The following is a 23,269-nucleotide window of genomic DNA, read 5'->3' on the forward strand; positions in this document are numbered from 1 at the left end:
ACAGGAGGTTGGGGGAAATTAATGTCCGAAATGGACACGCGACAGTTGCGTGTCTACTTACAATTGGCGTTAACCTGCAAACAAAACTGGCCTGTCTCGCCGAGGTCAATAGGGATGAATTTCGTCAGCGCGATCTCGTTGGCCGGGCCGCACGTGCTGGTCACGAGCACCTTCCCCGATGCGCTCAATCGAAATCCCGGGATCCGGAGCGATCTCGCCGAGGGCTTTGCCGAACTTCTCGGTGCTGAGCGGGTCGCGCAGACGCCTCTGGAACTTGCGGACGCGGCAATCCGCGCGTCTCGCCCGGATGTCGTGGTCGCGGTCGGAAGCCTCGTGCCTGACCTGGCGGATCTGCGCGCGCTTCGCCGGGCGGTGGACGCCGTCGGTGGCGTGCTGATCTTCTGGCTGACTGATGACCCGTACGAGTTCGACTACGCCTTCAAGGCGGAACTCTACGCCGACATCGTCGTGAGCAACGATTCCTGGGCGGCGCAGCATTACCGTCACCCGGACGTCCATCACCTGCCCCTGGCGGCCGCGCCCAACCGGCACTTCCGACCGATCGTCCCGGTCGCGGAGCGGGAGACCGTCCTGTTCTTCTGCGGCGTCGCCTACCCGAACCGTATCGCCCTGATGCGTCGGATCGACGATCTCCTGTGCCGCCACGTCGTGGAGATCCTGGGCGCCGGGTGGCCGGACACGCTCCGGTGCGCGGTGAACCGCCGCCTCACGCCGGCGCAGATGGCCGACTACGCCGCGGCGGCCCGGCTGACGCTCAATATCGGCCGCGACCTCGACGTGGCCAATCGCCGGCTGTCGCTCCCGCAGGCGACGCCGGGGCCGCGGACCTTCGAGGTCGCCCTGTCGGGCTCGGCGCAGGCCTTCTTCGTCACGGGCCTGGAAGTCTGCGAGCATTTCGAGCCGGATACGGAAATCCTGCTGGTGGACGGCGCGGCCGACATCGCGCGCGCCATCGAGCGGTCGCTCGACGAGCCCGCCGGCATCGAGGCGATCGCGCGCCGGGCGCAGGCGCGGGCGCTGCGCGACCACACCTACCGGCACCGCGCGGCCCGCCTGCTCGATCTCAGCCACCTGACGGTCATGGCCTGAACACGTCGCCACAGAGCAGACCCGACCGACCATGTCCGACCTGTCGATCCTGTTGCTGGACACCGAGCCGCAGACGCACAACCGCTACCTCGTGCTCGCCATCGCGGACGCGCTGCGGCGCCATCCGGCGGTCGGCCGGGTCCAGGTCGGCGGGCATGGCGATGCCCTGGTCACCTTCGTCGAGCAGGCCCTCGACACGCTGATCGCGTTCGGCGGCGCCCGCGCGCACGCGCCCCTCGTCGGGCGGCTCGCGGGGCTCGCCCGCACCAGCGTGCTCTGGACCACGGAGGATCCGTACGAGCGCGAGGCGAACGTGCGCGGGTCGGCGGCCTTCGATCTGGTCTTCACGAACGACCGGGCCACGGTCGCGGCCTATGGAGGTCGGGCCAACCACCTCGCGCTGGGCGCCTCGTCGCTCTTCCACGATCTCGCGGTGATCGAGGACGACGCGCGCTACCGCTACGATCTGCTCTTCATCGGAACGGCGTGGCCGAACCGGGTCGCGACCCTGAACGCGCTGTCGGCGAAGCTGCCGCGGGACGTGAAGTTCAAGCTGGCGCTGCCGTGGAACGAGCATATCGGGCCGCCCGAACTGGAGGACGAGGCGCTCGTCACGGACTGGCGCTGCGGCAACCGGGACTTCGCCCTTCTGGCGAACCGCAGTCGCGTCGTGCTGACCCTGCCCCGGATCTTCTCGTCGGCGCGCGCCGATCAGGCGACCGGCTCGACGCCGCCACCGCGGCTGTTCGAGACCGCACTCGCCGGGGGCTACCAAGTCGTCGTCTCGCCCGAGCCGGAGACGGCCGCGTACTACGCGCCCGGCGCCGAGATCGCCCTCTGCGGCGACGAGGCCGCTTCCGTCGACGCGATCCTGGCGGCCCTGACTGACCCGGAAACCCGCATCGCGCGCGCCCGCGCCGCGCAGGCCCGGACCCGCGCCGAGCACCTCTACGACCACCGCGTGGCGACCATCCTGGACGCGGTCATCGACCACCGGCAGACGCAGACGCGTCGGCCGCACCGGGCGGCGACCGCGACCCGCACGGTCCTGATGCTCACCCACAACCGCCTGGGGCATCGCCACGGGGGCGGGGTCGAGGTCTATCAGGAACTGCTGACCGAACTCGGCGAGCCGTACCGGATCCTGTTCCTGTTCCCCGTCTTCGGCGACGGGCGCTGGGCGCTGCGGCTCGAGGGTCCGGGGATCGCGGAGAGCTTCGCCTGCGGCGCCGTCACGCCGCCGCTCTCAACGGACCCGTTCGTGGAGGGGCTCTTCCAGCGATTGCTGTTCGAGCATCAGGTCGATCTCGTCCACATCCATCATCTGATGCACGTCCCGCTGTCCCTGCCCCTCATCGCGCGGGCCTGCGGCATACCCACCGTCTATCACCTGCACGATCACTTCCTCATCTGCGAGCGCTGGCTGCTGCTCGATCACACCGGCCGATTCTGCGACGTCGTCAATCGCGGCGCGGACCAGTGCGACGCCTGCCTGATCTCGGGCAACAACTATCCGCCCGGGTCGAAGGCGCGCCGCGACGGCATGATGACCCTGGTGACCGACGCGATCGACGCGTTCGTCACGAGCACACCGGAGACGGCGCGATACCTCAGGCGCTACTATCCCGCCATTCCGGCCGAGCGGATCGTCGCGATTCCGATGGTGGCGCCGAGCCCCGCGGCCGCCGAGGTGCGGTCGGTCGCCCGGCGCAAGCGCGACGCCGATCGGCTGACCGTGGCGATCCTCGGCAACCTCGCGGCCCACAAGGGCGGGCAGCAGGCGATCAACCTGATCCGCAGCTGCGAGGCCTATCCCATCCACTTCAAGGTGATCGGCCGGATCGACGACCCGTACCGCGACGCGGTCGCGGGCTTCGGACCGGATCAGGTGAGCGTCACCGGCGCCTACGAGCAGCACGCGATCGGCGGCCTGCTGGCCGGGTGCGATGTCTCGCTCCACCTCTCCACCTGGCCCGAGACGTTCGTCATCGCGCTGACCGAAGCGTGGCAGGCGGGCCTCGTCCCGATCGTCGCCGATATCGGGGCCCTTGCCGAGCGCGTCGAGGACGGGATCGACGGATTCAAGGTGCCGCCTGACGACGCCGGCGCCGTCAGGGCGCGTCTCATCGGGCTACACTACGATCGCGCACGCCTGGGCCGGATGCAGGCCCTCATCGGCCGCAAATCCTTCCCCGACGTCGGCAGCCACCTCGTATCGGTACGCGCCCTCTACGAGCGCCTGATCGAGGCCCGGCCCGTCCGCCACGGACGGGTACCCAGCCACCTGCGGCACGGGTTCGACCTCCGGCTCGAGACCTTGGGGGTGCGGACGAACGCCGCCTCGTGGACCAGCGGCGCGATCCAGTGGGACGAGGCCGCTCGTCCTCCGGCCGCGCCGTCCACCGCGATGGCGGGCGCACGGGCGCGCCCGCTGCCGGATCTGCCCGACGAAGTCCGGCGCCTGACATCGAGGCCGATCCGGCGCAGCGAGTGCGGATGGAGCCTCGACGTGCTGCGCACGGACGAGCGCCTCAACCGAAGCCTGGATCTCTCGTCGGTCGTCGCGCGGGCCTCGGTGTTCCTGCGCGGGTGGCTGCACGTCTCGGGACCGGCGCCGACGGCGATCTACCTGCGGCTGACGGGCCGCAGCGGGACATCGTGGGTCGCGCTTCAGAGCGATCTGCGTCCGGACGTGGCCAAGTGGTATGGCGAACCCGCCGCCGCGACGTCCGGCTTCACCGGCCAGATCGACGTCGCGGGAATGACGTTCGGTCGCTACGCGCTCGCCATCGTCCAGGTCGCCGACGGCTGCCTCCGAACCCTGGACGACGTCGCGTCGATCTTCATCGCACCCGACACCGAGCCGCCGGCGCGCTTCGTTCCGGAGCCGCGCCAACTCGTTGGCGGGCCGCCGCACAGTCTGACCCTGCTTCACAGTCTCCCGGACACCGACGAGGCACCCCAGGTCTCGCCGGGGCAGCTCTGGGCCGCGGAAGTCGCGTTTCCGGGAACCGCGCCCAAACTCGGCAAGGACACGCTGGCGGTGTTCCGGGCCGCCAACGGTCAGACGTGGCGGGCGCCCGTCCTCCAGATCGACGAGCGGACGGTGCGCATCACCGCCGCCGTCCCCCACATCGATCCGGGCGCCTACACGGTGTCGCTCGCCGAGCCGCACAACAGGACGTTGCGGAGCCTCGCGACGCTGTTCCGCGCGCAGGTCGCGCGTTCGGAATGAGGGGAATACCGGGAAGCGCGGCGTCGCTCCCCGTTCCCCGCCGACCAAGCCTCGACGCGCTGACCGCCGAAGATGCGCGCGATCGGGAGCTCGAAGATGAAGCAGGGGCTGAGCTTCGGCGAAGCGGCGGCCTCGTCGAGGCGGGCCTGCGGCTCGGCGGTCAGGCGCCCCGCCAGTCGCGGGCGACCTCGGCCGCGAAGGCGCGGTAGCTGCGGGGCCTGCGGCCGAGCAGGGTGGCGAAGCGCTCCACCTCGGCCTCGGTCGCGACGGCGCCGTCCTCCTGGTAGCGGCGCATCATCACCCGCAGGTCATAGGCGAGCCAGGCGGGCGCGAAGCCGCGGAGCCGCTGCTCCAGCCCGTCGAGATCGTCGCCGCCGTAGCGCACCGCGCGCCCGAGGGCCTGAGTCCAGATCTCCGCCAGCGCGTCGCCCGTCAGGGCATCCGGCCCGACGACGTCGAAGGTCTCGGCCGGCAGCCTCTCCGGCGCGCGCTCGCGGCGCAGCAGCGCGATGGCGGCCGCCTCGGCGATATCGCGCACGTCGACCATCGAGACGCCGGCCTGCCCGACGGGCACGCCGAAGATTCCCGCTCCGAGGAGCGGCTCCTTCTGGGCGAAGTCATTCTGCATGAAGTAAGAGGGCCGCAGCACCGTGGCGGGCAGGTCGAGGGCCGCGATCATTCGCTCGACGGCGTGCTTGCCGGTGAAGTGCGGGGCGTCGACGTAGGCCTCGCTCTTGAAGACCGAGAGATAGACGATGCCGCGCACGCCCGCGTCTCGGGCGAGGCTGAGCGTCGTGATCGCCTGGGTCAGCTCGTCCGGCACGTTGGCGACGAGGAGAAACAGGGTATCGACACCCGACAGCGCCGCGCGCATCGCGTCGATGTCGGCGGGATCGCCGCGGACGGCCTCGACGCCCGACGGGAAACGCGCCGTCTCGGGCGCGCGCGTCAGGGCGCGCACGGCGGCGCCCTCCGCCACGAGGTGATCGACGACGGCGGAGCCGATGCGGCCCGTGGCACCGGTGACGAGGATGGTCATGACGAATCTCCTTGAAGCGCGGAGGCCCGGGGCGGGCCGCCGATGTCCCGAAGATGCGCCGTTCCTATTCTGAGCCATAGATGGCAGGATCGGGACTGGGTGTCCCGCATATGGAACAGCTTATGGACCTCTCGGCGCTCGCCGACTTCAACCTCGTCGCCACTCACGGCGGCTTCGGCCGCGCCGCCCGGGCGAGCGGGCGGGCGAAGGCGACGCTGTCGCGCCGCGTGTCCGAGCTCGAGGCGAGCCTCGGGGCGCGGTTGATCGAGCGGGGCGAGCGCAGCCTGCGCCTGACCGAGGCGGGCGCGCTCCTCCATGCCCGGACGGGGCCGCTGCTCAGCGAGATCGCGGAGGCCGGCGCGGTGGTGGGTGGCGGCCTGGACCGGCCCCGTGGGCGCCTCCGGGTGAGTGCTCCGCTCCTCCTGTCCGACACGCAGCTCGGCTGCGTCGCCGCGGACTTCGCCCGCGCCTATCCCGAAGTCGAGCTGGAGATCTGCGCCGAGGACCGGTTCGTCGATCCGATCGAGGAGGGTTTCGACGTGATTATCCGGGTCAATCCGAAGCCGGACGAGCGGCTCGTCGGGCGCTGCGTCCTGCGGGACGAGCTCTGGCTGGTGGCGCCGCCGGATCTCCCGCGCCCCGATACGTCGGCTGAGAGCGACGTGACGCCTGTGCCGGCGGCGGTCCGCTGGACGCCGCGTCCGGAGGAGGCGTGGCAGGTCCATGATGGCCGGACACGCCGCGCCTTCGCGCCCGTGCCGGTCCTGCGGCTGTCCTCGCTGCCGACGCTGCGCGACGCGGTGGTGGCGGGCGCCGGCGCCGCCCTGCTGCCGCGCTCGCTGGTCGGGGGTGACGTGGCGGCCGGACGGCTGGCCTGTTGGGGCTGGCTCGAGGGGCCGCCGACGGAGCTGTGGGCGCTCCACACGTCCCGACGTCTAGTCAGCCCCAAGGTGACCGCCTTCGTGGCCCACCTGGCGACCGCGCTGTCGACGGATCTGTCCGCCAACCGATAGACCTTCCGTCCGGGACGAGGGGGCGCCGCGCAAGGCCGTCGCGCGCATGCCGGACGCGTCCCTATTCGCGGTTCAGCGCGCCGTCCGGGTGGAACGGTTCGGGCGAGCCCGGCGGCCCCGCCATGCTCTGGCCGAGCCAGTCGACGAAGGCTGCCGCCGGCCCCGCGGGCGGCAGGGCACGCACGAGAACGAAGTACCGGAGCCCGCTCATGACGGCCTCGCCGCAGGCGGGCACCAGGCGCCCGTCGGCGCGATAGGGCGCGACGATCAGTGAGCGTCCGAGCGCGATGCCCGATCCGCCGAGCGAGGCCCGCAGCGCCAGTTGCGCGAGGTTGAAGTAGAGGTTCTGGATCCGGCCGTCCCAGGGCGCCCCGTGGACGCGCATCCAGCGATCCCACTCCTCCGAGACGGTCGCCGCGGCCTCCCACGGTGTCGCGTCGTGGAGCAGGACGACGGCCCCGCCGGGCGTCGCGGCCGCATCCCGGTAGGCGGGGGCGCAGACCGGGTAGACGGGCTCGGGATGGTCGAAGACGACCGTCGCACCGGGGGGCGGCGCCGGGCCGTAGCGGATCGCGACGTCGTTGCCGGACTGCGCCATGCGGTCCGGGTCCAGGTCGTGGGTCTCCCCGAAGACGGCGACGTCGATGCCGGGATGCCTGTCGCTGAAGGCTTTCAATCGGGGCGCGAGCCACTCCGATGCCAGGGAGGGTATGCAGCTGATCCGGAGCGTCTCCCGGCCCTCGCGCCGCTCCGCCCGGAGCAGGGCGTCGCCCATCCCGTCGAAGCCGTTCCGCGCCGCGGCGAACAGGTCGTGGCCCTCGGCAGTCAGGCGGATCTCGCGGCCGCCCCGCTCCAGCAACAGGTAGCCGAGGCGCTGCTCCAGCCGCTGGATCCGCTGCGTGACCGCGCTCTGCGTCACCGCCAGGCGGTCGCCCGCCCTGGCGAAACCGCCCGCCTCGACCAGGGCGCGGAAGAAGAACAGGTCGCCGACCAGGCGCGCATCGAGCCTTACGGGCATGCGCGATCATAAGCTGGCCTAATAGGCTGCACCAGAGAATATAATTGGCCGCCCCTTAATCTTTCGCGCAGGTTCGGCGCGCACGTACCCAGCAGGATCGGAAGCGCCATGGCAGCGGCCGTCGAGATGCAGTCCCGACAGTGGGGCGACCGGATCCCGGAGGCCGTCAGGCATGCCAGCCCTGCGATCTGGATGAACCCGTCGCTGACCGCCACCGCCTCCGTGCTGCCCAATCTGGCGATCGGCCGCGCCGACGTGGACGGGGCCGTGGCGCGCTGGAACCGGTTCGCACCGCTTCTCGGCCGGCTGTTCCCTGAAGAGGGTGCCGGCCGGATCGACTCGCCGCTCGTCCCGCTCGACGGACCGCTGGCCCGGGACATCCTGGACGGGGCCGCCGGGCGCGTGCTCGTGAAGGCCGACCACGCGCTGCCGGTGACCGGCTGCATCAAGGCGCGCGGCGGCGTCTACGAGGTCCTGGCCTACGCCGAGGAACTGGCCCTACGGGCCGGCCTGCTCGGCGAGGGGCAAACCTACGCGGCCTTCGCCGATCCGGACTTCCGCGCCCTGTTCGCCCGCCACATCATCGCGGTCGGCAGCACCGGCAACCTCGGATTCAGCGTCGGCCTGATGGGCCGGGCGCTCGGCTTCGCGGTCGAGGTCCACATGTCCCACGACGCCAAGGCGTGGAAGAAGCAGCGCCTGCGCGAACTCGGCGCCCGCGTCGTCGAGCATCGCGGCGATTACGGCGCCGCGGTCGCGGCGGCGCGCGGCGCCTTTGCCGGCCGGGCCGACGCCCATTTCGTCGACGACGAGGATTCGGTCGATCTGTTCCTCGGCTACGCGGCCGCGGCCCTCGACCTGCAGCGGCAGCTCGCGGAGGCCGGTATCGCGGTGGGGCCGGCGCATCCCCTGTTCGTCTACCTGCCCTGCGGCGTCGGCGGTGCGCCGGGCGGCGTCGCCTTCGGGCTGAAGCTGCTGTTCGGCGACGTGGTGCACCCGGTTTTCGTCGAGCCGGTCGCGTCCCCGTGCATGCTGGTCCAGCTGGCCGCCGGCCTCGACCGCTCGGTCAGCGTCTACGATGTCGGCCTCGACAATCGCACCGCGGCGGACGGGCTGGCCTGCGCCTCCGCGTCGATGCTCGTCGCCCGGACGCTGGAGAAGCTCGTCGCGGCCGTGGTCACGGTGCCCGACGACGCGCTCTATCACTGGCTCAAGGTGATGTGGACCGAGGCCGCCGTTCGCCTGGAGCCTTCGGCGGCGGCCGGCTTCGCGGCTGCCGGGCGCTTCGCCGCCACACTGCCCGCGGAGGCGCGCGCCGACGCCACCCACGTGATCTGGACGACGGGCGGCGCGCACCTCCCGGCCGAGGAGTTCGAGGGGGCCCTCGCCCGCGGCTGAGGCGCGAGCCGGCGCATCGATGCCGGCTGAGAATCGGAGAACGCGCGGCCCTCGGCGCCGCGTGCACGGGCGGCCGAGCCCGACTCGGCAACCTGCGCGGGGATTCGGCTCCGCGCGCGCTTTATCGAACCGGAGCCAGACCATGGACCCCGCCCAGCCCGCGCGACCGGGCCGACCCTATCTGGGTTTCGCGCTGCTGTACGCCGCCTACTGCATCTCCTACGTGGACCGCGCCGCGATCGCGCTGGCCCTGACCCAGATCGGGCGGGAGTTCGGCCTCAGTCCGACCGAGTACGGCGTGGTCCTGAGCGTCTTCTTCTTCGGTTACTCGCTGATGCAGCTGCCCGGCGGCTGGCTGGCGGACCGGTTCGGGTCGAAATACGTCGTCATCGGCACGGCCGTCGCGTGGTCGATCTTCACCGCGCTGACCGGGCTCGCGTGGTCGTTCACGTCCCTGATCGTCATCCGGCTGATCTTCGGTCTGGCCGAGGGCGGCTTTCCGGCGGCCTGCATCAAGGCGGTCTCGGAGCAGTTCACCGGACCGGCACGCCCGAAGATGTCGTCGCTGATGATCTCGTCGAACTACGTCGGAAGCCTGCTCGCGCCCCTGGTGATGGCCCCGCTGCTGATCTATTTCGGCTGGCGCCACGCCTTCTTCATCGTCGGCGCCGCGGGCCTCATCTTCGGGCTCGTCTATGACCGCATGATCCCGCACCGCCCCCCCGCAGAGGTCCCCGGCGCAGCCCGCGCCGGACGCGGCCCGTCGGCTCCGGCGCGCGAACTCCTGCGCAACCCGCTCCTGTGGCAGCTGATGCTCGTCTGGTTCGGCCTCGGCTGCATCAACAAGGGCCTCGACGCGTGGATGCCGACCTACCTGCTCCAGGCGCGCGGTCTCGACCTCAAGGCGGTCGGCCTGCTGACGCCCCTCCCCTTCATCATGGCGAGCATCGCGACGGCGATCGGCGGCTGGGTCATGATCCGGTTCTTCGATGGCCGGGAAAAATACATGATCGTGGTCAGCACGATGCTGACCGGAATCTTCCTCTATCTGATGTACCAGGCACCGACGATCGCGGGCGTGATCACCTTCCAGTCGATCACCTACTTCTTCAAATCGTTCGTCTTCGCCGCGGCCTTCGCCCTCCCGACCAAGCTCATGCGGGACGATCAGATCGGCACCAGCATCGGCATGGTCAATCTGGGAGGCCAGTGCGCCGGCTTCATCGCGCCCCTGGTGATGGGCCTGCTGGTCGATCACTACGGCACTTACGACGCCGCGTTCGACTTCCTGTTGACCGCCGCCGCCGTTGCGACCCTGGTCGCATTGACCATCCGGAGCCGCTCGACCGCCGCCGTGCCGCAGGCGGCCTGATGACGTTTCCCATCGATCCGCGTGCCGAATTCTGACGGAGATGACGCCGTGACCGACCTTTGCGACATGTCCGCGGTGGACCTGCGCCGCCTCATCGGGCGCGGGGATGTCTCCCCCGTCGAACTCATGGACTCGTGTCTCGACCGGATCGCCCGGATCAACCCGGCAGTGAACGCGGTCGTCGCCCTCGATACCGAGCGGGCGCGGGCCGCGGCGCGGAGAGCCGAGGCCGCGGTCCGCGTCGGCGAGCCCCTTGGCCCGCTCCACGGCATCCCGGTCGGCATCAAGGATACGGAGGACACGGCCGGGCTGCGCACGACCTACGGCAGCCCGATCCACGCCGACAACGTCCCGGCGCGGGACCTCGGCGTCGTCGCGCGGCTGCGCGAGGCCGGAGCCATCGTGCTGGCCAAGACCAACACGCCCGAGTTCGCGGCCGGCGCGAACACGCGCAACACCGTCTACGGTGCCACCGGCAACGCCTTCGATCCGACGCGCTCCGCGGCGGGGTCATCGGGTGGCTCGGCGGTCGCCCTCGCCTGCGGCATGGTCCCGCTCGCGTCCGGCTCGGATACCGGGGGGTCGCTGCGCAACCCGGCCGCCTACGCGGGGATCGTCGGGATGCGCCCGTCCTCCGGACTGGTCCCGAACGAGCGTCGCGGGCTCGGCTGGGCCAATCTTCCGGTGAACGGGCCGATGGCCCGGACGGTGGGCGATGCCGCCCTCATGCTCGGCGCGATGGCCGACGATGATCCGCGCGATCCCCTCGCCTACACGCTGCCGGGCGAGCCGGTGCGCGGGCGCGCGGATCGCTACGACCCGCACCGCGCGCTCGACCTCGGCGCCCTCCGCGTCGCGTTCACGGAGGATTTCGGCTTCGCGCCGACCGAGCAGCACGTCCGGCGCGTGTTCCGTCACCGGGTCGCCTCCCTGTCGCCGCTCTTCGCCACCGCCGAGACGGCGACACCGGACTGCGCGGGGGCGGATGAGGCCTTCGCGATCCTCCGGGCCGCGCAGTTCCTCGCGCTCCACCTCGACAATTACCGCACCCGGCCGCATCTGCTCGGACCGAATGTCCGCGCGAACGTCGAGGAAGGCCTCGGCTACACGCTCGCCGACTATGCCCGGGCGGCGAGCGTCCAGACCGCCATCTACCGGACTTTCGTGGACTTCTTCCGTCGGTACGACCTGCTGATCAGCCCGACCATCACGCTCTCGCCCCGCCCCTGGACCGAGCGGTACCCGACAGAGATCGACGGTGCCGCCACCCGCTCGTACTTCCACTGGCTGGCCCTGGCCTACGGCGTGACCCTCGCAGGCCACCCGGCGATCAGCCTGCCGCTCGGTCTCGACGAGGCCGGCCTGCCCTTCGGCGTACAGGTCGTGGCCCGGCGCGGCGGCGACGCCGACCTGCTCGCGGCGGCGGCGGCCATCGAGGCCCACTGCGCCGGCCGACCGGAGCTGACCCGTCCGAGACCCGACCTCGCTGGACTGGCCGGGCGGGCGCCGATCGCCCGGAGCCCCGGCTTCTTCGATCTCGGCTGATCGATCGCGCGCGCCGGTGGAGCCGCCGGCACCGGCCGGCGGTCACTCCATCAGGTCGGTCAGAGCCCCGATCTCGTCGGCATTCTTCCAGACCGTCTCGCAGCCGATGACCTTGTCGGTGGCGTCGATGGTCAGCGTGAACGCGGAGGGAACTCGATCGGTCCCCACGAGCCTGAGGCGGACGCCCCACCGCGACATGTCGTGCACCACGCAGGGGATGGCGGGGTGGCCCGCCACCGAGATGCGTCCGTTCAAGTTAACGGATACGCGCCGGGCGTTGCGCTGGTTATCCATAAGTACTCCGCGCTCAAGCGCCGAAGACTGGACCGCCACAGTTCAATAAGCCGTTCACAAACTGACGCCAATTGCGCTTAGAACCCGCGTCGGGCCGCCTCATTCTGGGGCTTTCGGTTGCCGGTTGGGAAGCCACCGGGAGACGAAGGGCAGCGGCCGCGCCGCCCCGGACCGGGTGCCGGCATCACCGTGCGCCTCGTCCGGAAGCAGCGACGCGATCAGATCGAGCAGCTTCTCGCGCTCCTCCCCGGTGAACAGCACGAGGAACGAGCCGAGATCCAGCTGCACCTCCGGCGCGTCATCCCCGGGGCGATGGGAGACGTAGGGCTGCCCGGACTGGCCGTCGCGCATCAGCGCCCAGCGGTCGCCGCCGACACCGACATGGAATTCGCGCGCGATCCGTGGGGCCTGTTCAATCATCGCTCATCCAGCGCGCGATCAGCGTGCAATGTTCGATGAAATAAAGCGCACAGTGGCGACGAGATATAACCTGGTACAAGGATTCACAGGTTTCGGCGGCCGCCGCGTGGTCGCGCGGGACAGCGCGTCGTTTCTCAGGTTGCGCGCCGCCGTCAAGGGGTTTCCGCAGCGGCTCCGACCGGGCCGGTCGCGGTACGGACGCGATGTTCGGCCCCGCGCGTAACGTCGGCCACCGCAACGGCGACCATGTCGACCACGGCGCCCGGGATGGCGTGCTCGGCTGGACCCCATCCCGCACGTCGATTGCCGGGGCGCGGACCGTCCGGTGCGCCGGATCGTGCGCGGGCGGCACCCGAGCGCCGGTTTGGCGCCCCGCTACGGCACGGGGCTGCACGACTCTCTGACCCGATCGCCTTCGGTCCGGCGGGCTCTGTCGCGCGCTCGGCGCGGGCTCGTCGCCCGCTCTCGGCCCCTTCGACGAACGGCTCTAGCGATACGCGTGCGGGCGAGAGCGCTCGAAGGCGTCCGCGCAGGCGGTGTCGAACAGCTTGCAGGGCGGCTGAGCGTCGCCCGGCTCAGCCAGCATCGGCTGTCCGCGGATGTCTCCGGCGGAGTGGACCTGCGCGTACCGCGATCGCGGATCGAAATAGGGATCCGCGGTGTAGCTGCTCATGAACGCACCGCCCGCCGGCATCTCGCTCTCGGACAGCGCCGGGCCGATCTGCAGCGGAAGCGACAGCGCCAAGACGAGGAGCCGTGAACATCGTCTGACCATGGGCGCGTTTCTCCCCGAGCGCGCGTGATCGGCAGCGCGCAGGCCGGTCGCCGAATTTCTCAGGCTGGAATGACGTCGCCGCCGCGAGATCGGCGGCCGGTCTATTCAGGAGGGCCCACCGTCACGTGGGCATTCCAGGGACAGCTTTCCGCTGCGCATTCAGCATGACCGCCCCCCCGCCCCGACCGCTTTCGCCGGATCGGCCAGTCCCGTTTTCGGGAAGATCGTACAAGATGACCTCGGGCCGCAAGAAAATAAGATTTACGCCAGCAAAGATCGAATTTCTTTTCAAAATCTTTTTTCAATACCCGGTGCGAGAAACGGCGATAGCGATCCGCTGCGCAGGATGGGCCGGTGGCGGATCAGTCTCACACTTCAGAGAACCCGTGTCGTTTTAAGTTTCTTAAAACCGCTTCAGTTTGTCGTGCCGAATTCATTCGAACAGCGATTTTACGAAGGCTATATCTGCGTCGCGCCGGGCTATTGCCCAGGCTTCTCTTCGCAGACGAGGCTCGATCGGCTCGTTGTCCAGCGGACACGCCGCGCGGAACGAGGCCAGGCCACGGCAGGACATCCGACTGATCTCATGGAACTCGTCCGGTTCGCCCTGAAATTTCGCAAGAGCTTCTATGTTCTCGCCGTCCTCATGTTCCTCACGGGGCTCGGCTCGATCGCCGTCGCGCCGAAGGATGTGCTGCCCGCCGTCGACATCCCGGTGGTGGTCGTGGTGTGGACCTACAACGGTCTCGACGCGACCGACATGGTCCAGCGCATCACGAACTACAGCGAGTTCTCGCTGTCGAGCAACGTGAACAACATCCGGCGGATCGAGTCGACGTCGATCCAGGGCACGGTCACCGAGCGGATCTACTTCGACTCTGCCGTCAGCATCGACTTGGCGATGACCCAGGTCGACTCGGCGATGAACGCGATCCGCTCGCGCATGCCGCCGGGCGTGCAGCCCCCGGTCATCATGCGCTTCTCCGCGTCCTCGGTGCCCGTCATCCAGATGGCGCTGTCGTCCTCCAAGCTGCCGCTCACCGAGGTCTTCGACTACGCCCAGTACCGGACCCGCCGGCGGCTCGCCGAGGTGCCGGGCTCCACGCTGCCGTCGCCCTACGGCGGGGCGCCGCGTCAGGTCATGGTCGATCTCGACCCCGCCAAGCTGCGCGCGATCGGCATGACACCGCTCGATGTCCTGAACGCGGTCCTCACGCAGAATCTCGTGGTTCCCTCGGGTCTCGCGAAGATCGGGACGCAGCAATACACGGTGCGGCTGAATTCGAGCCCGCAGCTGATCGATCAGCTCAACCGCATCCCGATCAAGGTCGAGAACAACCAGCCGGTCCTGCTGCGCGATGTCGCCCACGTCCGGGACGGCGCGCCCCCGCAGATCAACGTCGTCCGCGCCGACGGCCACCACTCCGTCCTGCTGCAGGTCCTCAAGAACGGCGCGGCCTCGACCCTGGACGTCGTCAACGCTGTCAAGGCCGCCCTGCCGGACATCCACGCCGCCGCGCCGAAGGGTATGACCATCACGCCGCTGTTCGATCAGTCGGTCTTCGTCTCCGACGCCATCTCCGACGTGGTGCGCGAGGCGGTGATCGCGGCAGGGCTCACCGGTCTCGCCATCCTGCTGTTCCTGGGCTCCTGGCGCTCGACCATCGTGGTGCTGATCTCGATCCCGCTCTGCATCCTGACCTCCCTGTCGATCCTCGTCGCCCTGGGCCAGACCATCAACGTGATGACCTTGGGAGGCCTCGCCCTGGCCGTCGGGATCCTGGTGGACGACGCGACGGTGGCCATCGAGAACACCTACCGGATGTTCGAGGAAGGCTTCTCGTTCCGGCGCTCGGTGGTGGAGGGCGTCGCCGGCATCGCCAAGCCGGCCCTGATCTCCACGCTCGCGATCTGCTCGGCCTTCTCGGCCGTCTTCTTCCTCACCGACGCGCCCCGCTACCTCTTCGTCCCGCAGGCCGAGGCTGTGGTCTTCGCGATGCTGACCTCCTACCTGCTGTCGCGGACGCTCGTGGCGATCCTCATCGACGTCCTCGTCGCCCCGGAATACGCACGGCACCACGGCGGCCCGGTCGCTGAGACCGAAGGGGCGTCGCCCCGCCGCTCCGTCCTCGGCCGGATTCTCGGCGGCGTGACTCGGCCCCTCGCCTGGATCCTCCGGTATCCGCTGCGCGGCGCCCTCGCCTTCCGCAACGCGTTCGAGCGCGCTTTCGCGCGCTTCCACGCCGGCTATGTCGGCCTCCTCTCCGCCGTGCTCGGCCATCCCGCCCGCGCGCTGTTCGGCGCGCTCGCCGTCGTCGCGGTGACAGCTGCGATCTTCCCCTTCGTCGGGCAGGACTACTTCCCGCAGATCGAATCCAGCCAGATGACCCTGCACATCCGCACGCGGCCGGGTGAGCGGATCGAGCAGGCGGAGAAGACCTTCGCGCAGGTCGAGGACGTCGTCCGACAGGTCGTCCCGAAGGACGAGCTCGGGCTCATCCTGGACAATATCGGCCTACCCGCCTCGAACTACAATTTCGCCTTCATGGACGCCTCTTTCGTCGCGTACAATGACGGACAGATGCTGATCAACCTGAAGGGCGAGCACAAACCGATCTCCTACTACGAGAAGCGGCTGCGCCAGATCCTGCACGAGGCCTTCCCGGACGATACCTTCTATTTCCAGCCGTCCGACATCATCACGCAGATCCTGAATTTCGGGACGGTCGCGCAGATCGACGTGCAGGTGTCCGGGCGTCACGATGCCGAGGACCTCGCGCTAGCGCAGGACCTCGTCCGCCGCATCGGGGCGGTCCGGGGTGCGGTCGACGTCCACCTGCATCAGATCGTCGACGCCCCGCAGATGTACGTGAACGTCGACCGCAGGCTCGCCTCGGAGATGGGCGTGAGCGAACAGTCCATCGCGCAGAACCTCAACGTCTCGCTCTCCGGCTCCTTCCAGGTCAGCCCGAACTTCTGGGCCGATCCCAAGTCCGGCATGCCGTATCAGCTCTGGGTCCAGACGCCGGAATGGCGCAACGCCGACATCGCGCAGCTGATGAACACGCCGGTCTCCGTGCACGCGACCGCGCATGACAGGCCCGGCATCCCGATCCTGCTGTCAAACATCGCCACGATGCAGCGGCGTCCCGAGCAGACGGTGATCAACCACGTCAATCAGCAGCCGACCTACGACATCCTCGCCAATGTCCAGAACGCCGATCTCGGCAGCGTCCGCAATGCCGTCGACCGGATCGTCGCCGAGGAGCAGGTCCGGCTCCCGGCTCCGGACAAGATTCTCGTGCGCGGCCAGATCGAGAGCATGGAGAGCGCCTTCTCGCGCATCGAGATCGGGCTCGGGATCGCGCTGGTCGCGGTCTACCTGCTGCTCGTCCTGAACTACCAGACCTGGGTCGATCCCTTCGTGGTCATCGCCGCCCTGCCGCTGGCCTTCTGCGGCATCGTGATGAGCCTGTTCATCACCAGCACGGCGTTCTCGATCCCCGCCCTGTTCAGCGCGATCATGTCGGTCGGCGTGGCGAGCGCGAACTCGATCCTGCTCGTCACCTTCGCCAAGGAGCATCGCGAAGCCACCGGCTGCTCGGCCAGCGAGGCCGCCCTGATGGCCGGCCACACCCGCCTCCGGCCGGTGCTCATGACCGCCTCCGCCATGTTCCTGGGCCTGATCCCGATGGCGATCGGGGCGGGCGAAGGCGCCGAGCAGAATGCCGCCCTCGCCCGCGCGGTGATGGGCGGGATCGGGATGGGCACCGTCTCGACCCTGCTGTTCGTCCCCCTTCTCTACACCCTGCTCCGCCGCAACCCGATCAAGCCCCTCGAGGATTATTGATGACCGACTTCAACGACGCTCCCGGGAGCGGCGCCGAAGCCGCCGCGCGGGCGCACCGGCACGCGGTCGAGATCGACCCGCTGCGGCAGGACCAGGCCGGCGAGGTGCTGGTCCACGCCGTGCCGCCGCCGCCGCGCAAGCGCCCGTTCCTCGTGGCGCTCCTGGCGCTCGGAAGCGCCCTCGGGCTCGGCGCCTGGCGCCACTGGGAAACCTATCAGGCCTCCCTGGTGACGCAGTCGGAGGCCGTGAACTTCGTGCCCAACGTCCGCACCGGGCCGGCGCAGGTGGATGACGGGCCGATGATGCTGACCCTGCCGGGCCAGACCGAGGCCTTCGACCATGCCGACATCTTCGCCCGCGCCACCGGCTACATCGCTGAGCGCCGGGTCGACATCGGGTCGCAGGTGAAGAAGGGCGATCTCCTGGTCCGGATCACCGCGCCCGACCTCGATCAGCAGGCCCGGCAGGCCGAGGCCCAACTCGGCCAGTTCGAGGCGCAGCTCGCGGTCGCGCGGGCCGACGTGGAGCAGGCCGAGGCCAGCGTGACGCTCGCGAACGTCACCGATGCCCGCACCGCGACCCTGGCCGGGCAAGGCTGGGCCTCGAAGCAGAATGCCGACCAGACCCGGGCCGGGATGCTGACCGCCACCGCCTCACTCGCCGCCGCGCAGGCGAAGGTGAAGGTCGCGGAGGCCAACATCACCGCACAGCAGGCGACCGTCGACCGGCTCCGCACGCTGACCACATTCGAGAACGTCGTCGCGCCGTTCGACGGCATCGTGACCGCCCGCAAAGTCGATGTCGGCGACCTCGTCCACGGCGATGCCGGCTCCGGGACGCCGCTCTTCACGATCGACAGCACCGATGTCCTGCGCGTCGCGGTGCAGGTGCCGCAATCGGCCGCCGTGGGCATACGCGACGGGGTGAAGGCGCGCGTTCAGGTCGCGCAGATCCCGGACCGCGTGTTCTCCGGCTCGGTGTCGCGCAGCTCGGTCGCTCTCCGATCCTCGGTGCGGACGCTCGACACCGAGGTCGACGTCGCCAACCCGGACGGGGTTCTCCGGCCCGGTCTCTACGTCGCCGTCACCTTCGCGGTGCCGCGCACGCATCCGCGCGTGATCGTGCCGTCCGAGGCGCTGATCTTCGACGCGGACGGGACGCGGGTCGCCGTGGTCGGGGCCGACGGCACCGTCCGGCTGCGCCCGATCACGATCGCGCGCGATCTCGGCACGCGCCTCGAATTGCGCAGCGGCCTCGAGAGCGGCGACACCGTGGTCCTCAACCCGCCCGCCGGCCTCCAGGACGGCAGCCGCGTCATACCTCGGAGTTCCGTCGCCTCGCAGACCCCGACAGCCAAGCTCTCAGAGCAGGCGAGCGCGGAGTGAGGCGCATGGTCCAGATCCCCCGCTCTCCCGTAAGCTTCGCCGCTCCGATGATGCAGACCGCCGGCCGCGATCGGACCCCATTTGACTCCGGGACTGAAGAGGATAAATCCACTCCTCCCTCCGAGCCGCAGGAGACCAGACAGGGCCGGCGAATACAAAATAAGAAGGAAAAACGAATGGCCAACGTATTGGTAGTCGAGGACGACCGGCGGGTCGCCGCCGAGATCGGGTCGGCCCTCGCGGAATACGGATTTCAGGTAGACGAAGCGCCGAGCGGCAGCATCGGACTACGCAAGGCCCTCGGCGGTAACTTTGACGTGATCGTGCTCGATCGGATGCTCCCGGAGATCGACGGCCTGTCGCTGCTCACCGAGCTGCGCGCCGCCAAGGTCTCGACGCCGGTCCTGATTCTCAGCGCCCTTTCGGCCGTCAACGAGCGCGTCGACGGGCTGCGCGCCGGCGGCGACGACTACCTCGCCAAGCCGTTCGAGTTCATCGAGCTGACGGCGCGCGTCGACGCGCTCGCCCGGCGCAAGATGGCGGCCGAGGCGGTGAACGAGCTGGTGGTCGGCGATCTCCGCCTGGACCTGATCGAGCGCGTCCTCTACTGCGCGGGGCGCGAGATCGAGCTCCTGCCCAAGGAGTTCGCGATCATCGAGTTTCTGATGCAGAACGCCGGCACGCTGGTCAGCCGGAAGATGATCTTCGAATCCGTCTGGGGCTACAGCTTCAACCACCAGTCCAGCGTCATCGACGTCCATATCGGCAAGATCCGCAAGAAGCTGGATCCCGACGGGCTGAATCCGCGGATCCACACGGTGCGCAACACCGGCTTCATTCTCCGTGCGCCTTCTTGAGATCCGGCGCACCAGCGGCTTCCGGGTCGCCTGCCTGTTCTTCGCGACCTTCGGGACCGCGTCGCTCGCGCTGTCGGGCTTCCTGTACGTCGACACGCGCAGCTACGGCCGCAAGGCCGCGTTCGAGTGGGTCGGGTGGGAGTCGAAGCACCTCCTGAGCCTGTCGCCGCGGGCGCTGCGCGAGCGCATCGACGCCTCCGAGGATTTCGCCGAAGGCGGCCGACCGCTCGTCCTGTTCGGGCCAGACCACGTGCGCCGGGCGGGCGCGCCGATCGACTTTCCCGATCAGGCGCCGATCGGGAGGCCGTTCATCCTGTTGCAGCCGGTGGACCACCGCAGCCGCACGCTGTTCAGCCAGCTCACCGAGCTCCCGAGCGGCGAATACGTCCTGGTCAGCCGCTCGGCCCAGGATCTTCAGGCTCTCGAGAAGGCGCTGGTCGAGACCTTCGTCTGGGGGATGGCCGCCACCATCGTCATCGGCCTGATCGGTGCCGTGGTCTTCGGCGCCGGCTCACTGCGGCAGAACGATGCGATCACCAAGGCGGTAGAGCGCATCATGCGCGGCGACCTGAGCGAGCGCCTGCCGACGCGCGGCGTCTCGGCCGACCTCGCCCACCTGACCCGCGTCGTCAACGACATGCTGGATCAGCTCGAGCGGCTGATGCTGGAGATCAAGGGCGTTAACGAGAACATCGCCCACGACCTGCGCACGCCGCTGACCCGGGTGGTCGGCACGCTGGAGCGCTCGCTCCGCAAGGCCGACAGCGTGGAGGCCTTTCGCACCTTCAACGAGGACGTCCTCGCCGAGGTCAAGACCATCGTCGTCCGGTTCTCGGCCCTCTTGCGCATCTCCGAAATGGAAGACCGTCTGCGCCGGTCGGGCTTCACGCAGGTCGATCTCGGTCGGCTGCTCGAGGACGCGGTGGAGTATTACGAACCCCTCGCCAGCGAGCGCGGCATCGAACTCCTCTGGGACCGCCCGGAAGACACCTGTGCGATCGAGGGCGACCGCAGCCTGATCTTCGAGGCGGTGAGCAACCTGATCGACAATGCCCTGAAGTTCACGCCGGCCGGAGGAGAGGTGACGGTCGCGCTGATCCGGAACCCGCTGGGAATCCAGGTCACGGACACGGGCTGCGGCATCCCGGCCGAGGAGCTGAGTGCCGTTCGCGCCCGGTACCGCCGCGGGGCGCTGAAGACCGACAAGAGCGGCTTCGGGATCGGCCTGAGCCTGGTCGACTCCATCGCGCGGCTGCACAGCGCCGCCTTCGACATCGCCTCCGACGGGACCGGCTGCCGCGTGACCCTCAGCTGGACCCACACGGTCGGGACTGATCCGTCCGTCGATCTCCTGCCCGCCGCGTCCCACTGACGCCGTCGCGCCCGGCCGATCCCGTCCCGCGGGATCGGCCGGGCGCATGGCCTCGGAGGGGTCTCAGTAGGACGGCTGACCGCGCCGACGCTCGCGGCTGTTGAGGCGGCTCCACTGCCGATTGGCCGGGACGGTCTCGATCGCGCTGGGCCGCTGGACCGCGGCGCTGTAGCCGGTCGCGCCTTCCCACATGCCGCCCGCCTTGTCGTTGCCCTCGGACGCGGACCACGGGTCGAGGCCGCTGCCGTTCGTCCGGATGATGAGGCTCGGATCGATCGCCGCGCCCGCGTCCTGAGCGAAGGCAGGACCCGCGACCAGCACTGCGCCCATCGAGCAGGCCAGGACGATGTTCTTCATGATGTTCTCCCGCTTCTTGAGCTGTCGCCCAACGGCGACGTGCCTGCAAGATGCCGCATGACTGGTTTAAACTCTATATATTATTGAATAATAATTCTTCTGCTCTTTGGGTAGTTTTCAATATTACAAATATTTTTGTTTCCCGGGTGCAGTGGCACAGATCCGCCTGGATCGCGACCACCGCGACCGCGTGCGGGGCTGCGCCGCTCGAGTCTCGCGGACTGCCGCGCATGGCGGGAGCGTGCAGCGGACATGAAAAAGCCGACCGGTTGCCCGGTCGGCGAAGTCTTATGGGTCTGAAGCTCTGGGTCAGACGGGCCCTGCCCTGGTACCCGGGCCAGCCAGTCTGAAACCATAGCATCCGCTCGCTCGGCGGCGAAGCAGGCCGCTGAAGAGCTGCTCTCGTTGTAGATGATTCCGCGCGATGCGCAAGCAAAAGATCTTTTATTTGTTTAATGTATTCGAATTCATTCAACGATGTATGTCCGCAGCCAATGATAAAAGCCCGACCTCGCGGTCGGGCTCAAGATTAGATCGTGCGTTTGTAATGAAGCTTCACATCGGTTCAGAAATCTCGCTGCACGCGGAACCGGAATTGGGCCGCGTCCTGCGAATTGACGTAGCGCAGCGCGTTCTTCGAGATGTCCGGCGTGACGCCGCTATTCAGCGCCGTGCGGATGTACTCGCCCTCGACGCCGATATCGAGGTCCTTCACCGGGGTCCAGATCAGGCTGGCGCCGGTGATCATCTGGTTGTTGCCCCGCAGGATGGGGCTCGTGGCGAAGGCCAAGGCGTTGGACGCGCTGGCCCCTGCCGGGGCGAAGCCGAAGCCCAGCAGACCCAGCGCGTTGCGGCCTTTGGAGTTGTAGTCGATCTGCGCGTAGCTGCCGAAGAAGGCAGATCGCCAAGCGGGCGACCAGTAGTGGAGCAGGGACGCCACGGCGGAGAACGAGGTCGATAGCTCGAGTCGACCGGTCGTCGGGTTCAGCACCGCGTCCGCATAGTATTGCGCGAACGAGCCACCGCCGACCGGCGCCGCACCGAGAGCGTCGTACGGCGCCGTGTAGTTCGAGATGCCCGTGTAGGCGATGGCACCCTGCCCGTAGGCGCCCTGCAGGTAGAGCGTGTCGCCCGTCGCGATGAACGGCAGGTTGACCTTCAGGCCGCCCTGAACTGCCCAGCCGTAGGCGTTGGAGGCGCGTCCCGTGGGCGAGATGCCAAGACCGGCCGTCGCGGTGGTAATGCCCGCGACCGTGCTGCCGGCGTCGCCGGCATTGATCTCGTGAACGGCGGCGGAAAGCTGTGCCGAGCCCCAGGCTTGGTCGATGCGGGCCACGCCGATGAAGTCCGGCATGCGGCTCTTCTGCGTGACATCGACGAAGGCGACGTTGCCCGCACCGACGACGATCGGCGCGAGCCAGGTCGACGGGGTGAACGGGTTGAAAGCGTTGCTGTAGCCGGCAAACCCGCCGCCCGCCGTGAACGCACCGACCGCCGAGCCCGTGCCGAAGATCGGAAAGCGCCGGTAGGTCGGGTCCTCCATCGAGGCGGTCAGCGTGATGCCGTTTCCGAAGACTGCCGAGTAGGCGAGCAGGTTCGTGCTGAACGTATCGGAGCCGGCTGTACCGCCGATCAGCTCGAAATCGTGCGCGTAGAAGTCGAAGAACGAGGACGCACGGCCTGCGGTGAGTCCGGCGAACTGGATGAAGGCCTTGTCGGCATTGACGTAGGTCTGTGTGCGGCCGAAGGCGTCGGCGCCGAGGCCCGCAATGGCCAAGCTCTCGCGCTGCCGGGATCCCGAGGTCAGGAACGGCCCGCTGCGGTTGGCGACGTCGATGCGCAGGAACGCGCGCAGGGTTCCGTAATCGGTCTGGGTCCGCGAATCGAGATTCAACCGCATCAGGCCGAGATAGCCGGTGAGGTCGCCGCCGCCGCCCGTACGAACCTTGCTGGTCTGATACAGGAAGTCATACCGCGCTCTTCCGGACAGCCGGATGCAGGTATCGGTCCCTGGGATGTAGAAGAATCCGGCGCCATAGGCGTTGCAGACGCGTACGAACTCGACCGGCGCCGCCTTGAATGTCGGGAGATCGGCGGCGTACGCACCGCCGATCGGGATCATCAGGGCCGAGCAGCCCAGTAGCAGCGCCTTGATTCTGGTCATCATAACCCCGCATCCGACGCCGTGGACGTGCCACTGCAGGCGTCAACCCAACAATCCGCGTTCAC

Annotated in this window: 17 protein-coding genes; 10 read left to right on the forward strand and 7 right to left on the reverse strand. The window is 69.0% G+C overall.

Features of this window, described 5'->3' with window-relative positions; translation table 11 throughout:
* Window positions 1-114 precede the first annotated feature (114 nt).
* Together ME121_RS01750 and ME121_RS01755 are read left to right on the forward strand one after the other, a co-directional pair.
* Complete coding sequence (locus ME121_RS01750; protein ID WP_024827784.1) at window positions 115-1,110, forward strand: glycosyltransferase family protein; 996 nt, start codon at window positions 115-117, stop codon at window positions 1,108-1,110.
* Window positions 1,111-1,141: 31 nt separating this feature from the next.
* Window positions 1,142-4,345: a glycosyltransferase family protein gene (locus ME121_RS01755; protein ID WP_059408215.1), complete on the forward strand. Its 3,204-nt coding sequence runs from the start codon at window positions 1,142-1,144 to the stop codon at window positions 4,343-4,345.
* Window positions 4,346-4,505: 160 nt separating this feature from the next.
* Here ME121_RS01755 and ME121_RS01760 read toward each other — a convergent pair whose 3' ends face one another.
* Entirely contained in the window at window positions 4,506-5,384 is an 879-nt protein-coding gene (locus ME121_RS01760; protein WP_059408217.1) for an NmrA family NAD(P)-binding protein, read from the reverse strand.
* A gap of 122 nt (window positions 5,385-5,506) precedes the next feature.
* Here ME121_RS01760 and ME121_RS01765 point away from each other — a divergent pair, with 122 nt between their 5' ends.
* A complete protein-coding gene (locus ME121_RS01765; protein WP_089230987.1) occupies window positions 5,507-6,397 on the forward strand; it encodes a LysR family transcriptional regulator in 891 nt (296 codons plus the stop codon).
* A 61-nt stretch (window positions 6,398-6,458) separates the two neighbouring features.
* On the opposite strand, the gene ME121_RS01770 is transcribed toward ME121_RS01765, so the two are convergent.
* Window positions 6,459-7,415: a LysR substrate-binding domain-containing protein gene (locus ME121_RS01770; protein ID WP_059408221.1), complete on the reverse strand. Its 957-nt coding sequence runs from the start codon at window positions 7,413-7,415 to the stop codon at window positions 6,459-6,461.
* Between the two features lie 108 nt (window positions 7,416-7,523).
* Here ME121_RS01770 and dsdA point away from each other — a divergent pair, with 108 nt between their 5' ends.
* The 3 genes from dsdA (at window position 7,524) to ME121_RS01785 (ending at window position 11,730) form a co-directional block, all read left to right on the forward strand.
* Window positions 7,524-8,813, forward strand: coding sequence for a D-serine ammonia-lyase (dsdA, locus tag ME121_RS01775; RefSeq protein WP_059408223.1), 1,290 nt, complete (start codon window positions 7,524-7,526; stop codon window positions 8,811-8,813).
* A 142-nt stretch (window positions 8,814-8,955) separates the two neighbouring features.
* Complete coding sequence (locus ME121_RS01780) at window positions 8,956-10,185, forward strand: MFS transporter (protein ID WP_029358311.1); 1,230 nt, start codon at window positions 8,956-8,958, stop codon at window positions 10,183-10,185.
* Window positions 10,186-10,233: 48 nt separating this feature from the next.
* Window positions 10,234-11,730 carry an amidase gene (locus ME121_RS01785; protein WP_059408226.1) on the forward strand — a complete coding sequence of 499 codons (1,497 nt, stop codon included), beginning with the start codon at window positions 10,234-10,236 and terminating at the stop codon, window positions 11,728-11,730.
* A gap of 42 nt (window positions 11,731-11,772) precedes the next feature.
* On the opposite strand, the gene ME121_RS01790 is transcribed toward ME121_RS01785, so the two are convergent.
* From ME121_RS01790 to ME121_RS01800, 3 genes are all read right to left on the reverse strand, one after another.
* Complete coding sequence (locus tag ME121_RS01790) at window positions 11,773-11,985, reverse strand: PilZ domain-containing protein (protein ID WP_245295878.1); 213 nt, start codon at window positions 11,983-11,985, stop codon at window positions 11,773-11,775.
* A gap of 138 nt (window positions 11,986-12,123) precedes the next feature.
* Window positions 12,124-12,444: a hypothetical protein gene (locus ME121_RS01795; RefSeq protein WP_059408228.1), complete on the reverse strand. Its 321-nt coding sequence runs from the start codon at window positions 12,442-12,444 to the stop codon at window positions 12,124-12,126.
* 487 nt (window positions 12,445-12,931) lie between these two features.
* Window positions 12,932-13,219, reverse strand: a complete 288-nt coding sequence (locus ME121_RS01800) for a hypothetical protein (protein ID WP_012317251.1) — start codon at window positions 13,217-13,219, stop codon at window positions 12,932-12,934.
* 586 nt (window positions 13,220-13,805) lie between these two features.
* Here ME121_RS01800 and ME121_RS01805 point away from each other — a divergent pair.
* The 4 genes from ME121_RS01805 (at window position 13,806) to ME121_RS01820 (ending at window position 20,683) form a co-directional block, all read left to right on the forward strand.
* Window positions 13,806-17,069, forward strand: coding sequence for an efflux RND transporter permease subunit (locus tag ME121_RS01805; protein WP_059408229.1), 3,264 nt, complete (start codon window positions 13,806-13,808; stop codon window positions 17,067-17,069).
* Window positions 17,069-18,454: an efflux RND transporter periplasmic adaptor subunit gene (locus ME121_RS01810; protein ID WP_059408230.1), complete on the forward strand. Its 1,386-nt coding sequence runs from the start codon at window positions 17,069-17,071 to the stop codon at window positions 18,452-18,454. The genes ME121_RS01805 and ME121_RS01810 overlap by 1 nt, the downstream gene beginning before the upstream one ends.
* Window positions 18,455-18,630: 176 nt before the next feature.
* Complete coding sequence (locus ME121_RS01815) at window positions 18,631-19,311, forward strand: response regulator transcription factor (RefSeq protein ID WP_043072972.1); 681 nt, start codon at window positions 18,631-18,633, stop codon at window positions 19,309-19,311.
* On the forward strand, window positions 19,298-20,683 hold the full coding sequence (locus tag ME121_RS01820) for a sensor histidine kinase (protein WP_059408231.1): 1,386 nt from the start codon (window positions 19,298-19,300) through the stop codon (window positions 20,681-20,683). Before ME121_RS01815 ends, ME121_RS01820 begins: the two co-directional genes overlap by 14 nt.
* Before the next feature lie 63 nt (window positions 20,684-20,746).
* Here ME121_RS01820 and ME121_RS01825 read toward each other — a convergent pair whose 3' ends face one another.
* Window positions 20,747-21,040, reverse strand: a complete 294-nt coding sequence (locus tag ME121_RS01825) for a hypothetical protein (RefSeq protein ID WP_012317246.1) — start codon at window positions 21,038-21,040, stop codon at window positions 20,747-20,749.
* A 565-nt stretch (window positions 21,041-21,605) separates the two neighbouring features.
* Window positions 21,606-23,204 carry a porin gene (locus ME121_RS01830; RefSeq protein ID WP_024827797.1) on the reverse strand — a complete coding sequence of 533 codons (1,599 nt, stop codon included), beginning with the start codon at window positions 23,202-23,204 and terminating at the stop codon, window positions 21,606-21,608.
* Window positions 23,205-23,269 lie beyond the last annotated feature (65 nt).

The organism is Methylobacterium sp. ME121 (assembly GCF_000974725.1).
GTDB lineage: Bacteria > Pseudomonadota > Alphaproteobacteria > Rhizobiales > Beijerinckiaceae > Methylobacterium > Methylobacterium radiotolerans.